The sequence below is a fragment of the Saccharospirillum mangrovi genome (assembly GCF_003367315.1).
GTDB classification, from domain to species: Bacteria; Pseudomonadota; Gammaproteobacteria; order Pseudomonadales; family Natronospirillaceae; genus Saccharospirillum; species Saccharospirillum mangrovi.
Window position 1 is genome coordinate 2,834,410 of sequence record NZ_CP031415.1, and the last position, 13,546, is coordinate 2,847,955.

The window sequence follows — 13,546 nt, forward strand, 5'->3', positions numbered from 1 at the left end:
CGGCACAATTCAATTCCAGCTCATGTTTTTCATGCTTTTATCAAAAGGAATTCATAATGTTTCTGGAGCGCCGTCACCTGCAAAGTCTGCAGGCCATCGACGAAGCCGGCAGTCTGGCGAAGGCCGCCGAGCGTTTGCATCTGACGCAATCGGCTTTGTCGCATCAAATCAAAAGCCTGGAGCACTATTTCGATGTGTCGCTGTTTTTGCGCCACACCAAGCCGATCAAGCTGTCGCCAGCCGGGCGCAAATTACTGGAATTGGCTGAGGCGGTGTTGCCACGCATTGCGGCGGTGGAAGACGAAATGACGCGCCTGGCCGCTGGTGACGCCGGCCGCTTGTACATCGCCATCGAATGCCACGCCTGTTACGACTGGCTGATGCCGGTTTTGGCGCGGTTCAAACAAAGCTGGCCGGCGGTGGAAGTAGACATCCGCCTGGGGCTCAGTTTCGACTCGATCACCGCCTTGCGCGCCGGCGAACTCGACCTGGTGATTTCATCCGACCCGATTGACGCGCCAGACCTGTTATTCCGCCCGATGTTCGACTACGAAGGCCGCTTGATCCTGCCGGACGACCACCATCTGGCCGAGCGCGATTTCATCCGTGCCGACGATTTAAAAACCGAGAATTTGATCAGTTACCCGGTCGCCCGCGACCGCCTCGATGTGTTCAAACATTTCCTGACGCCGGCCGGCGTGGAGCCAAAATCATTGCGCCAATCGGAACTCACAGCAGTGATTCTGTTACTGGTTGCCAGCGGCCGCGGCATCACCGCCCTGCCCGATTGGGTGTTGCGCTATTCGCAACACCCGACCAGTCTGGTCAGCCGACAATTGGGCGAAAACGGTCTGCACGGCAAGATGTATTCGGCGATTCGCAGCAGCGATGCCGACAGTCCTTATTTAGCGGATTTTGCGGAATTGGCCGGGAAGTTCGGGCCGGGGTCCGATTGGGATGGGAGACCCGATTCACAAAACTGAACAGCGTGCGGAGTTATCCCTTGGTCGGGGCATTCAAGCCATTGATATTAGAAAGGGACGTTTAGGAATTTGGTTTACTTAGGGAGGGAGTCCCATCAAGGAATGGCAGCCATTTGAGTACCAGGGTGAACACTACCCACTGAATCATCTGAACAGTTTCCGGTACACCTTTGAACAGCTTCCCCAGGGAGACAAGCCGTTACGGCGCTACTCTTTCGTCATCGAATTTGGCCTGCATTGTTTTACCAAAGGGCCGAATAAACATCGGGGCGAAACACTGCACGACTATCCACCGGCTCTGCATTATTCGGATAACCGAGAGACTCGTGTTTTCTGTTTTGACCGTCATCAATGGTCGTTACAGCTTCCCGATATCATCAAACGATTGACTGATCAGCCTTGCTATCACACCGGCAAAGGCAATTTTTTCATCATCCGTGACATGGTCGCGCAACGCGATTACGAGATTTATTTCAATGTCAGCCGCCTGGCGCAGCGCGTTGCCGAAGCGCAGTTAAGGCTCTTTGTTGAAAGCGCCTACGTACGCGACCTGGACCATGGAACAGCTCGCCCAAGGTTGAAAAAAATCAATTTCTTTCATATTGCCTACAACCGATTGCACAACAAACCCATTCGCTCACCGTGAAATCCAGGCTCAGAAAAACAAAAGCCCCGCTGATCAGCGGGGCTTGAATAAACTGGGCTCGCTTTAAAACCGCTCTTGGGCAGGTAGCCTGTAAAGGCCGGAGGGACGCATAGCCAACGACTATCCCGTTCATACGTCCACTTAGTGCAAAGGCGAAACACCCAATGCAGGGCATACTTTAGCTCAGCCAACGTCTATTGTCGATGAACGACCCGGCTCAGCGGTAACGCCGCTCCAACCACTCGAACACCGCACGCATGCCCATGGCTTCACCACCGGACGGGCGGCCCGGCAAGGCTCGGTTGTTAAACGCCATCACATCGAAATGCACCCAGTGGCTGGCATCGACAAAGCGCTTCAGATAGAGCGCGGCGGTGATGGCACCGCCGGTCGGAATGGTCGGGCAGTTGACCAGATCGGCCACGTCGCTTTTCAGATAATCTTCGTACGGTTCGAACAACGGCAAACGCCAGACTGGATCGCTGGCGGCGGTGCCAGCGTCGCTGAGCGCGGCGGCAAGCTCGTCGGAGCCGGTGAAAAACGCGGGCAATTCGGTGCCCAGGGCGACGCGGGCGGCACCGGTCAGCGTGGCGAAATCGATCAGCAAATCCGGGTTTTCGGTTTCTGCTTCGGCCAGAGCGTCGCACAACACCAGCCGGCCTTCGGCGTCGGTGTTGTCGACTTCCACGGTCAGGCCTTTGCGGGTGTTGAGGATGTCACCGGGGCGGAAAGCATCACCCGAAATGGCGTTTTCGACCGCTGGAATCAGCACGCGCAAACGCACCGGCAATTGCAGCGCCATAATCAATTGCGCCAGACCGAGCACATGCGCTGCGCCACCCATGTCTTTTTTCATCCAGCGCATGGCGCCGCCGGGTTTGATGTCCAGACCGCCGCTGTCGAAACAGACGCCTTTGCCGACGAGCGTCAGGCGCGGTTGTTGTTCGTCGCCCCAACGCAGATCAAGCAGACGCGGCGCGTGTGTCGCGGCGCGACCGACGGCGTGCACCGCCGGATAATTTTGCGTCAGCAATTCATCGCCGATGATTTGCGAAAACTCGCCACCGAAACGTTCGGCCAAATTGGACGCGGCTTCGGCCAGATGTTCCGGCATCATGTCGGCCGCCGGGGTGTTGATCAGATCGCGCACCAGCGCTGTGCCATCGGCCAATTGGCGCACGCGTTCCACCAGGGCGGCGTTGTCGATCACCAAGGTTGCGTCCGGCACCGGGTTTTGTTTGTAGCGGTCAAAGCGATAGGCGCCGAGCAACCAACTGAGCGCGCAGCGCTGCAAAACGTCGTCATCGTCCACCGCTAATTGATAGCGACCAATCGGTACCTGATTCACCAGGCTGCCCAGCAACCAGGGCGCGTTGCGGTCTTTCACCACCAGCAGGACTTCGGCTAAATCGCCATTGGCATCGGGCAATAAGGCGTAGCCCGGCGCTTTAAAACCGCTGGCTTTGAGCCAACGCTGTGTTGCCTCGGGCTTGGTGGCGAGCCAGGTGTCGAAGTCGTTTTGTTCAATCAGGGTGATGGGAAGGCCGTCTTGGCCGGCGTCCAGCAAGGCTATGGTGGCGGGCATGGGTGTCTCTGAGTCGATGTCTTGAAGATGTCATCTATAGCGGCAACGGCCGCAGTTTCAAGAGGCGAACCGAGCGGTGCGCCTGATTCCGATGATCGGTTCAACTGAGTTTGCGCTGGCTTTTGACGGTTTCGTAAGCCTGCTGAATTTCCTGCGTCTTTTCTTTGGCAATCGCCATCATTTCTTCGGGCAAACCACGTGCAACCAGTTTGTCGGGATGGTGCTGACTCATCAGCCGGCGATAGGCTTTTTTCAAATCGGCGTCGCTGGTTTTTTGATCGACACCCAGCACGCGATACGACTGTTCCAGGTTCGGCCCACGCGGACGACCGGCGGCGCTGCCGCCATGCCGGGAAAATTGCGCCTGGGCGCGAATGCGTTGATGAATCAGCTCGAATTGCAGCTTGTTGATGTTCAGTGCTTTGCAGATCAATTGAATGATGCGCTGTTCGTTGGCGCTCAAAGCGCCATCGGAATACGCCGATTGCAATTGCAGTTCGAGAAACAGTTGGCTGAGTGTGGAGCGGCGGCCGATGACTTCGTGCAGTTCTTCGAGCAGCGGCATGATGTCGTAATCCGGCGTCTTGCCTTCATTGAACAAACGCATGGCTTCGAGCCGCTGCGCTTCGTTCAAGCCCATGCGTGTCATCACTTCGCGCGCCTGATGTATTTCCTGCTCGCTGACCCGGCCATCGGCCTTGGCGAGCTTGCCCATCACGCGGAAGGTGGCCTGGAAAAATACCGTTTGCAGCACGCCACGGCGGTCGCCTTCGAGCGTCTTGCTTTGGCTTTGCTGGGTGCGATCAAAGGCGTTGCCGAGCAATACACCCAACGCCAGTCCAACCGGGCCGCCAGCATAAAGCCCCAGCGCGCCTCCGACGATTTTGCCAAACCAGGCTTTCAATACGGTTGTCTCCTCAGGGCGTTGCGGACGTCAACGCTTTGAAAACGACGGAGCGACAGCTTACCCCGTCCACCGTCGGGCTACCACCGCCCTGTCGGCTTGGGTATCATCCCCGCTTTGCTTGCGAACGCACTCTGGGGTCTATGCCAACGCCAATCCACGCACAGTTCGATCGGCTTCTGGCCCGACCTCTGCCGCTGCTGCTCAGCGCGGCGTTGACGGTGCCGGCATTCGCCGAAGACAGCGGCGTACTGCGCGACTGGCGACCTTACGCCGAATTGCCCGCCAGCGAACGCCAAGGCATCGCGCCCTACTGCCCCGGCGGCTTTGTCGACCCGATGGCGCTCGATCCCAGCATCGACCCGAACCAGCCCGACGAAGAATTCCCACTGGTTTTCCAATTCGACCAAAGCGACAACGTCTCCACCGACGCCGCCCATCTGAGTGGCGATGTCAGCGCCAAGCGCAATGCATTCCAGGTCTACGCTGACGAAATCAATTACCAGCGCGCCACCGGCCAGGGCCAGATGAACGGTCAGGTGCGCCTGCGCTCAATAGGCGCGTTGATTTCCGGCGACGCCGCTGTGCTCGATTTCCAGACCGACGAAGCCACCGTCGACAACGCCAATTTCGTGCTGCATCGCGAAGATCTGCACGGCTCGGCCGCCACCTTGCACCGCGAAACGTTGACCCAGTTTTACGGCGAACACATCGCCATCACCCGTTGCATGCCGGAAGACCCCGCCTGGGGTATTCGCGCCGCATCATTGCGGGTGAATCAGGAAACCGGCATTGCCCGCGCCTGGCACGCTCGTTTTGAAATCCGCTCAGTGCCGGTGCTCTACGTTCCTTATATTTCATTTCAGATTGACGAACGCCGCCGCAGCGGTTTTCTGTCGGGCACTTATGGCTTAGGCGAAAACGGCGTCGACGAATTGGCCGTGCCTTATTACCTGAACCTGGCGCCCAATTACGACGACACCTTCACGCTGCACTATTTCGGCGAACTGGGTTTGCTGGCGCGCAACGAATTCCGGTTTTTGACCGAAAGCCACAGCGGCATTACCGATCTGGACGTGCAAGTCACCCAGGAAGCGGAAACCACCGAAGGCGAATCGGCGCCACGGCGCTGGGCGTACCGGCAACGGCTGTCTGGCGAATTGACCGACAACACCGGCTACGACCTCGACACCCGCTTGGTCAGCGACAGCCAATACGATCAGAACTTCAACAACGGCGGCGATGCCGTTGACGACCAACGCCTGAACCTTATTTTGAAGCGCCGCCTCTCGACCGGCGTCCTGACGCTCAACAACACCGTCACCACCCCGGTTCAGGATGGCAGCTCCAATTTCCATACCGCCAGCATTGCCGCCAGCACCCGCTTTGGCGATTTAAGCACGCGCCTGCTGACCGAATTCCAACTGCCCGAACAAGAAGACTTTCTGCCGAGCGACCCGACCGACAAAGACGACTGGCCGCTCAAACGCCTGCCCGAATTGTCACTGAATTATCAGCCGGTGAGTCTGCCCGGTTCGCTGTCGTCATCCGGTGAATTAACCGCCAGCCAATTCAGCCGGCAACTGACTTCGGAACAGGCCGACGCGCTGGAAGATCGGGCAGCGAGCAACAACGCTGTGCTCGAAGCCGCCAACAAAACCACGCGCATTTTCAGCCGTGCCAGCGTCGGTTATCCGCTGGCGGTGGAATGGGGCTACATCCGGCCGCAACTGGATGGCTTCTTTCTGGGTTACCAGCAAAGCAACGAGCTGGATTCGGAATTCAGCTTCGAAGACGACGATTTCAATCGCACGCCGTCCATCGTCAACGGCCGCTTCACGCTCGACAGCCGCATCGTCGCGGAAAAACCCTACGTCACCCGCAACGGCATTGTGGTGCATTCCATCGAACCGCGGCTGCACTACACCTACACGCCCTTTGTCGATCAAAGCGAGTTGCCCAACCTCAACACCGAAGCCGTCGATAACGACTTTAAACTGTTCACCAACAGCCGCTTCAGCGGGCTGGACCGCATCGGCGACATGAACCGTTTAAGCGTCGCCATGGATTCACGTTTTCGCGACAGCCGCAGCGGCGAAGAAGTGCTGTTCGCCGGTGTCAGCAAGGGCGTTAAGTTGTCGCAGGAACGCGTCACGGAAAACGGCACTCGGGATGTCGACCCCGATTTTGAACCCGAATTCAGCCCGACTTTTCTGGATTCACGCTGGCGCCCGGCCGAAGACGTTCAGGTCAACGCTTCCGCCCAATGGGCGCACGACGACGGCGCGCTGGAAGCCTACTCGGCCGACGTCACCTACTTACCGCGCGGTCGCCGCTTCGTACGCGTCGGTGTCACCCGCGAAGACGACGCCCAGGGTTTCGGTCTGTCCGCCTACTGGCCGCTGCGCGCCAACATCGCCATGGTGAGTTATTTCAACTGGGCACGCCCGGTGGAAGACGATGTGCCCTACGGCGATTACCAGAACACCGACATCGTGCTCGGCATTGATTACGACAGTTGCTGCTGGAATGTCCGGGTCGTCGGTTTCAGCAACCAACCGGATGATGACGATGACGAAGACGACAGCAACAGTCTGTTTTCATCACGCCCGGAGCGCGGTGTAAGATTTGAATTCACCTTGAAAGGCTTGGGCGGCAGCACCGGCTCCATCGAATCTCTGCTCACCGACAAGGTGCCGGGTTATCGAGGCCGCATCCATGATTACCGTTGAAGGGCCGGATGGCGGCCCTCATGACACCGAACGAGCACCGTTTTGCCGTTTTTTGCACTGCACTGAATCCAGGAGCCCGAAAGTGCCCAGATTGACCGCCCTGACCCTATTTGCCGCCCTCGCTCTGCCGTTGACTGGGCTGGCCCAGGCCGCCGAATTGCTCGACCGCGTTGTCGCCGTGGCGAACGAAGACATCGTCACCGCCAACGAACTGAGCCAGCGCACCGAAGAAATTCGCCAGCGCTATCAGGGCAACCCGCAGGTATTGCCGCCCGATGCGCAACTGCAACGCCAGGTGCTCGATTCGCTGATTCTGGAACGGCTGCAACTGCAACTGGCCGGCAAGATGAACCTCAACATCACCGACAGCCAGGTCAACGACGCCATCAACACCATGGCGCGCCAACGCAACATGACGCTGGATAACTTCGTCGCCGCCGTCGAAGCCAGTGGCGAAAGCTACGACGAAGTGCGCCGTCAGGTACGCCGCGAACTCACCATGAATCAGGTTCGGCGGCGCTACGTCGGCTCGGAAATCAACGTCACCGATGGCGAAATCTCCCGCTACCTCGACACCCTGGCCGGCCAGTCGATGCAGGACGTGAAATTCGAATTGCTGTACCGCCGCTACGAACTGAGCGAACGCGCCGACGCCGAAGCGCAACTGGCCGAACTCGAAGTCGGCGCACAGTTAAGCGCCAACAGCGGCGCCCGCAACCTCGGCCTGCGCCCGGTCAACGAACTGCCAAGCGTGTTCCGCACCGTCGTGCCGGTACTGGCGCTGAACGAAGCGGTGCTGATTGAAAACGGCGGCGCCTTACACCTGGCGCAACTGATCGACAAAACCGACCGCCAGGCGGTGCAGGTTGAGCAATATCAGGTGCGGCACATTCTGGTGCAGCCGAACGCCCTGCTGAACGCCGACCAGGCGCAAGCACTGCTGGAAAGCCTGCGCCAACGCATCGCCAACGGCGAAAGCATGGCCAGCCTCGCTGACCAGTTCACTGACGACTTAGGCACCAAAGGCAAAGGCGGCGCACTCGGCTGGCGTCAGCCGGAAGAATTTGTACCGGCCTTCGCCAGCCAGGTTCGACAAATGCCGCTGAACGAAGTCAGCCCGGTGTTCGAATCCAACTTTGGCTATCACATTCTGCGCGTCGAAGATCAACGCACCACAGACGTCAGTCTGGACGTGCTGCGCCAGCAAGTGCGCGATTCGCTGATGCAACGCAAATACGAAGAAGCGCTGCAACGCTGGCTGGTGGAACTGCGCGCCCAAAGTTTTGTTGAGGTACGGCTGTGAGCACGCTGCCGCTGGCCGTCACACCCGGCGAACCGGCTGGCATCGGTCCGGACCTGGTGTTGAAACAGGCGTTGGCGGAACACAGCCAGCCCTGGTTCGCCATCGCCGATCCGGATTTACTGCGCGAGCGCGCGCAACTGTTAACGCTCGACGTACGCATCGAAACGATCAACAACATCGACACACTTGGCCCGCACCAGCCGGGCGTGCTACCGGTCTGGCCGGTCGCCTTGAACGTGCCGTGCGAACCCGGCCAGCTTGACGCTCGCAACGCCCACTATGTGTTAAAAACGCTCGACGTCGCGATAGAATTCGGCCTCGCCGGCCGCGTCGCCCTGGTCACCGGGCCGGTGCACAAAGGCATCATCAACGACGCCGGCATCGCCTTTACCGGCCACACCGAATACCTGCAAACGCACAGCAACGCCGACCAAGTCGTGATGATGCTCGCCACCGAAGGCTTGCGCGTCGCGCTGGTGACCACCCACTTACCGCTGGCGCAAGTGCCGGCGGCAATCACGCCCAAACGCCTGCACAGCATTGCCACCGTGTTGCACCAATCGCTGCAACGCGATTTCGGCTGCGCCGAGCCGCGCATCCTGGTGTGTGGTCTAAACCCGCACGCCGGCGAAGGCGGCCATCTGGGCCACGAAGAAATCGACGTCATTGAACCGGAACTGGCAAAGCTGCGCGCCCAAGGCTGGCACTTCGACGGCCCGCTGCCAGCCGACACTCTGTTCCAACCGCACTATCTCGACAACGCCGACGCCGTGCTCGCCATGTACCACGACCAGGGCTTGCCGGTATTAAAATTCAAAGGTTTCGGCGCAGCGGTAAACATCACGTTGGGTTTGCCATTCGTGCGCACCTCGGTCGATCACGGCACCGCGCTCGATCTGGCTGGCAGCGGCAACGCCAGCGACGGCTCGCTCGCCGTGGCATTGAAAACGGCCGCCACCATGGCACAGCACCAGTTACAACATCGGAATTCACATGCATAAAGCGCGTAAACGTTTCGGGCAGAATTTTCTGCACGACAGCCGCATTATCGATCGCATCGTCGCCAGCATTGCGCCCAAACCGGGCCAGCGAGTAGTGGAAATCGGCCCCGGCCGTGGCGCCCTGACCGAACCCTTACTGGCAGCCACCGACGGCGATTTAGACATCATCGAACTCGACCGCGATTTAATTCCCATCCTGCGCGCGCAATTTTTTAACGCCAAAAACCTGCGCATTCACGAAGCCGACGCCCTGCGTTACGACTACGGCCAACTGATTCAGGGCGACGAAAAACTGCGCCTGGTCGGCAACCTGCCGTACAACATTTCTACGCCGTTGATGTTTCATTTATTGAACTGGGCCGGGCAAATTCGCGACATGCATTTCATGTTGCAAAAGGAAGTGGTCGAACGCCTGTGTGCCGCGCCGGGCGATAGCGCTTACGGCCGACTCGGCATCATGATGCAGTACCACTGCGAAGCGCGGTATCTGTTCACCGTGCCGCCGGGTTCGTTTCAACCGGCACCGAAAGTCGATTCCGCCATTGTGCGATTAACGCCACGCGCCGAGCCGAAAGTGGCCGCCGACAGTGTAGATATGTTGAGCACCGTGGTGCGCACAGCCTTCAGTCAGCGCCGCAAAACCTTGCGCAATAACTTGAAACCGCTGATCGACGCGGCCGACATCGAAGCACTCGGATTAAACCCCGGCGCACGCGCAGAAAACCTCGCCATTACCGACTTTGTGCACATCGCCAACGCCCTGCATCGCAAGGAGAACGCATGACGCTGTACGCCGTCGGCGACCTCCAGGGTTGCCGCACCCCGCTGGAACTCTTACTGGAAACCGTCGGCTTCGACACCAGCGTCGACAAACTCTGGCTGACCGGCGATTTGGTGAATCGCGGTGACGATTCGCTCGGTTGTCTGCGCCTGGTGCATTCGCTGGGCGACGCCGCCGAAACGGTGTTGGGCAATCACGATCTGCATTTATTGGCGCTGGCACTGAGCCAGCAACCGATGAAAAGCAACCCCGATCTCGACCGTATATTAAATGCCGACGATTGCTTTGAACTGATGGAATGGCTGCGCACCCGGCCGCTGTTATTGCACGACGCCGAACGCCGCTTGCTGATGACGCACGCCGGCATTCCGCCCATCTGGAGCGATACCGACGCCCAATTGCACGCCAAAGAACTGGAAAGCCTGTTCGCCGACCGGCCGCGTTTTCTCGGCTTTTTAAGCGACATGTACGGCGACAAACCCGACGTCTGGAGCGACGACTTAACCGGCATTGCCCGCTACCGCTACCTGACCAACGCCTTCACCCGCATGCGCTTTTGCGGCCCGGACGGCAAGCTGGAATTCAAACACAAAGAAGACCCGGACGACGCCCCCCTTGGCATGCGGCCCTGGTTCGACTGGCCGGTGAAACGCGAACACACGGTGTTGTTCGGCCACTGGGCCGCGCTGATGGGCCGCACCGGCAACGACGATTACGTCGCCCTCGATACCGGCTACGTCTGGAACAATTATCTAACGCTGATGAATCTGGACACCGGCGAGCGGCTGCATTGCGATACGGCTGGTATTGTTTTTTCGGTGTGACTTTTTTCAACCAAAAAAATGGCTCAGTGAATTCACTGAGCCATTTTTTTTTGCCCATGCGCTGGGGCTTAGCGTTACCAGAAGGGAATGGCTTGCACCGATTTAGACGCACCGGCTTCGGCTTTAACCACCACCATCGCCTGGCCCCGGTTGTTCATTACCAAATGGTGGTTATTGCCGGAGTTTCCCGCCGTCGATGTCACGTCCGCCAGCACCCGAGGTTGCTCCAACCAATCGCCGGCATCGGGCGAATAGAGTTGCGCCACCAACGACCGGGCTTCGGTCTCTTCGATGGCAATCCAGATCACCATTGCATCGCCTTTCTCGCGCATGGCAATTTGGGGATTGATCGCATCAACGAACGACGAGCCAGCCCCCCGCTTTTCCGGCGTCGTCCACTGCGACGTTGCAATGGCGTATTGGCTACTCCAGATGTCACGATGACCTGTTTCGTTTTGCTGTTGCCAAATCGCCACGGCGCGGCCCTGGTCATCGAGCGCTACCTGCGGTAAAGCGGCCGCGCCTTGGCCGGGTTGATTGTCGCTAATCTGTTCCGGCTCACTCCATTCCCATACTCCATCCCGCTGGGCGTACACACTGACCAGAATGTTCACCGTACCCGTACCCACGTTACCTTCGTTCAACTGCACGGCCTCCCACACCGCGACCGCCTGCCCGGCGTTGTTCACCGCCACGTGCGGATGGCCAACGAATTTAGGTTGGCCCTCAATGCCATCAACTTCAGTTTCAGTGCCATAAGGATGCCTGGCCAGTTCAATGGCCGCGCTGTCCCAGGACGGTTCAGCATCCAGGTTCGTCCTAAAGATATTGGCCCGAATCACTGTGGCTTTTTGAGAGTTAATGTCCTCCTGCCAGACAGCTATAGCCGTTCCGGCAGCATTTATATCCACCACTGTATTATTGCGCGGAATGCCAATAGCGCCCGAAGGTGCAATAGCATCCGGATCACCTGACCAAGAGTTGTTGCCCGAATAGTATTTCGCCCCCAACGGCCATACCGCCAGCGCCTGTCCAGCCTCGTTCATGGCCAGTGCCGGATTAATAGCGGACTCTTGAACAGTCGCCGCCTCGCTCCAGGCCCCGGTACTGGAAACGACATTGGAGCGAAGGATGTTCCGCCCATCCACATTACGATTCCACCCCACAAGCAGCCCAGCACCGTCGCCATCCAAACCAACCCTGGGAGCGTCAATGACACGCTGCCCGGCAACCGTTACTACGCCCCCCCAAGCATTGTTGTTCAGGTAACGCGCCTTCAGGTTAGTTCCATCGTGCCAAGCCACAACGGCATGGCCGTTGTCGTTCAGAGCCACTTGAGGCCAGGAACCAAACCCCATATTGACCGCCGCTTGCCATTTCCAACAATGAATGGCGATGCTCTCCGCCTCCGGCGAACCCGCTAAGCCAGCGCCATTGACCAGATCACACAATTGGCCCTCAGGCTGCCGCGTAATGGTGATGGCGTATTCATCACTCGGGTAATAGAGCGCGTCGAAGTCAAAGACCTTTTTGTCACTCGTTAGAGGCAATGTTTGGCCGGCGTTGTTGAGCAACATCAGGCCATCGGCCTCTAGCCCGAAAATCGAACCTTGCAGGGTAATTTCTGGCTGTGTAGCAGCGCACCGAACCTCAACGGGATTGTCCGTAATGTCCTGAATCTGACCGCTGCCATTAATTACGTCGCATCGCGTTCGGTTGGGATGTCCGGTGACGGTGAGACTGTATTCATCGCCCGGCGCGTAATCGGATTCCGGTCCATTGAATGCAAACTGCACATCGGATGGCGATGTAACCACCAACGTTTCGCCACGGTTATTTTGCAGTTCCAGCTTGCCATAATCACTGAGGGATGAATCGTGATTCCACCCGGTAATCACTCCGTAAAGAATGCCTGTCGGCTTGGTGCAATCGATTTGAAAACGCATATCAGCGGCACCCTTAAATACACCGCTACCATTCTTGATACTGCACGTTTGTGCAGCCGGTTGCTGAACAATGGAAATGGCGTAGGGTTTATCCGGTAAGTATGTATCGGGGAATTCAACGTATTGAGTGATAAGTCGGAAGCTTTCATGAACCTCGACTTCGGTTCCCTGTTCATTTCCCAACGTCAGCCCCGGGCTCAATAACCCCGTCACGTAGCCATAAACGTAGGAATTTACGCACTCAACCCGAACGAAAACACTCTGCTCGCCGGTAAAAATACCCTGGCCATTCGCCACCTTGCACCACTGCTCATCCGGCTGTTGCGCAATGGTAATGTTGTAAGCATCACCGACGGCATAGGCGGAGTTGAGAGAGAAATGTGCGGAGACCGTTTTCGTTGCACCGCGCTCATCCCTCATTACCAGCCCGCCCTCATAGGGCCCGGAAATATTGCCGGTTACATAGGTATTAACGCACTGCACCGCAACCGACACATTGCCGGCCGAACTGAAAGTGCCGCGCTCGGGCTGCACCTTGCACCACTGCTGTTGCGGTTGCTCGTCAACACGGATTTCGTAAGCCTCACCCACCGCATACAACGCCCCAAATTGAAACTGGGTCGTACCACCCAGAACGCTCCGGGTTTCGCCACGGTTATTGCGCAGCACCAGGCCATTGTTTTGCAGGCCCACCACATTGCCATTCACAACAAACTCCGGCACCGGCTCTTCTCCAGCCTCCGGGCCAAAACCGCCACCGCAGCCTGCCAACGAAAACAGCGCCACACCCAAAACGACCAGATTGAGAAACAACGTCCGCTTATCCATTTCGACCTCCACA

At 58.2% G+C, this 13,546-nt stretch carries 10 protein-coding genes; 7 read left to right on the forward strand and 3 right to left on the reverse strand.

Annotated features, from left to right (window positions below):
* Nucleotides 1-56 precede the first annotated feature (56 nt).
* Both DW349_RS13470 and DW349_RS13475 read left to right on the forward strand, forming a co-directional pair.
* Complete coding sequence (locus DW349_RS13470; RefSeq protein WP_108126471.1) at nt 57-983, forward strand: LysR family transcriptional regulator; 927 nt, start codon at nt 57-59, stop codon at nt 981-983.
* A 385-nt stretch (nt 984-1,368) separates the two neighbouring features.
* On the forward strand, nt 1,369-1,629 hold the full coding sequence (locus DW349_RS13475; RefSeq protein WP_108126472.1) for a hypothetical protein: 261 nt from the start codon (nt 1,369-1,371) through the stop codon (nt 1,627-1,629).
* Nucleotides 1,630-1,846: 217 nt separating this feature from the next.
* On the opposite strand, the gene DW349_RS13480 is transcribed toward DW349_RS13475, so the two are convergent.
* Both DW349_RS13480 and djlA read right to left on the reverse strand, forming a co-directional pair.
* Nucleotides 1,847-3,214 carry a leucyl aminopeptidase family protein gene (locus tag DW349_RS13480; protein ID WP_108126473.1) on the reverse strand — a complete coding sequence of 456 codons (1,368 nt, stop codon included), beginning with the start codon at nt 3,212-3,214 and terminating at the stop codon, nt 1,847-1,849.
* 100 nt (nt 3,215-3,314) lie between these two features.
* Nucleotides 3,315-4,118, reverse strand: a complete 804-nt coding sequence (gene djlA, locus DW349_RS13485) for a co-chaperone DjlA (protein WP_108126474.1) — start codon at nt 4,116-4,118, stop codon at nt 3,315-3,317.
* Nucleotides 4,119-4,261: 143 nt separating this feature from the next.
* Here djlA and DW349_RS13490 point away from each other — a divergent pair, with 143 nt between their 5' ends.
* From DW349_RS13490 to DW349_RS13510, 5 genes are all read left to right on the forward strand, one after another.
* Nucleotides 4,262-6,850, forward strand: coding sequence for an LPS-assembly protein LptD (locus DW349_RS13490; RefSeq protein ID WP_108126475.1), 2,589 nt, complete (start codon nt 4,262-4,264; stop codon nt 6,848-6,850).
* A gap of 82 nt (nt 6,851-6,932) precedes the next feature.
* Nucleotides 6,933-8,153 (forward strand): peptidylprolyl isomerase, encoded by a 1,221-nt coding sequence (locus DW349_RS13495; RefSeq protein ID WP_162824645.1) that lies wholly within the window; start codon nt 6,933-6,935, stop codon nt 8,151-8,153.
* Nucleotides 8,150-9,154, forward strand: coding sequence for a 4-hydroxythreonine-4-phosphate dehydrogenase PdxA (gene pdxA, locus DW349_RS13500; protein ID WP_240316943.1), 1,005 nt, complete (start codon nt 8,150-8,152; stop codon nt 9,152-9,154). Before DW349_RS13495 ends, pdxA begins: the two co-directional genes overlap by 4 nt.
* Nucleotides 9,147-9,938, forward strand: a complete 792-nt coding sequence (rsmA, locus tag DW349_RS13505; RefSeq protein WP_108126477.1) for a 16S rRNA (adenine(1518)-N(6)/adenine(1519)-N(6))-dimethyltransferase RsmA — start codon at nt 9,147-9,149, stop codon at nt 9,936-9,938. Before pdxA ends, rsmA begins: the two co-directional genes overlap by 8 nt.
* A complete protein-coding gene (locus DW349_RS13510; protein ID WP_108126478.1) occupies nt 9,935-10,759 on the forward strand; it encodes a symmetrical bis(5'-nucleosyl)-tetraphosphatase in 825 nt (274 codons plus the stop codon). The genes rsmA and DW349_RS13510 overlap by 4 nt, the downstream gene beginning before the upstream one ends.
* A gap of 74 nt (nt 10,760-10,833) precedes the next feature.
* Here DW349_RS13510 and DW349_RS13515 read toward each other — a convergent pair whose 3' ends face one another.
* Nucleotides 10,834-13,533 (reverse strand): hypothetical protein, encoded by a 2,700-nt coding sequence (locus tag DW349_RS13515; protein WP_108126479.1) that lies wholly within the window; start codon nt 13,531-13,533, stop codon nt 10,834-10,836.
* Nucleotides 13,534-13,546 lie beyond the last annotated feature (13 nt).

Excerpts from the sequence above, each read along its gene's own strand:
- DW349_RS13470 (WP_108126471.1), top strand. The coding sequence starts at position 57 with ATGTTTCTGGAGCGCCGTCACCTGCAAAGTCTGCAGGCCATCGACGAA.
- DW349_RS13480 (WP_108126473.1), bottom strand. The coding sequence starts at position 3,214 with ATGCCCGCCACCATAGCCTTGCTGGACGCCGGCCAAGACGGCCTTCCC.
- DW349_RS13490 (WP_108126475.1), top strand. The coding sequence starts at position 4,262 with ATGCCAACGCCAATCCACGCACAGTTCGATCGGCTTCTGGCCCGACCT.
- rsmA (WP_108126477.1), top strand. The coding sequence starts at position 9,147 with ATGCATAAAGCGCGTAAACGTTTCGGGCAGAATTTTCTGCACGACAGC.
- DW349_RS13510 (WP_108126478.1), top strand. The coding sequence starts at position 9,935 with ATGACGCTGTACGCCGTCGGCGACCTCCAGGGTTGCCGCACCCCGCTG.
- DW349_RS13515 (WP_108126479.1), bottom strand. The coding sequence starts at position 13,533 with ATGGATAAGCGGACGTTGTTTCTCAATCTGGTCGTTTTGGGTGTGGCG.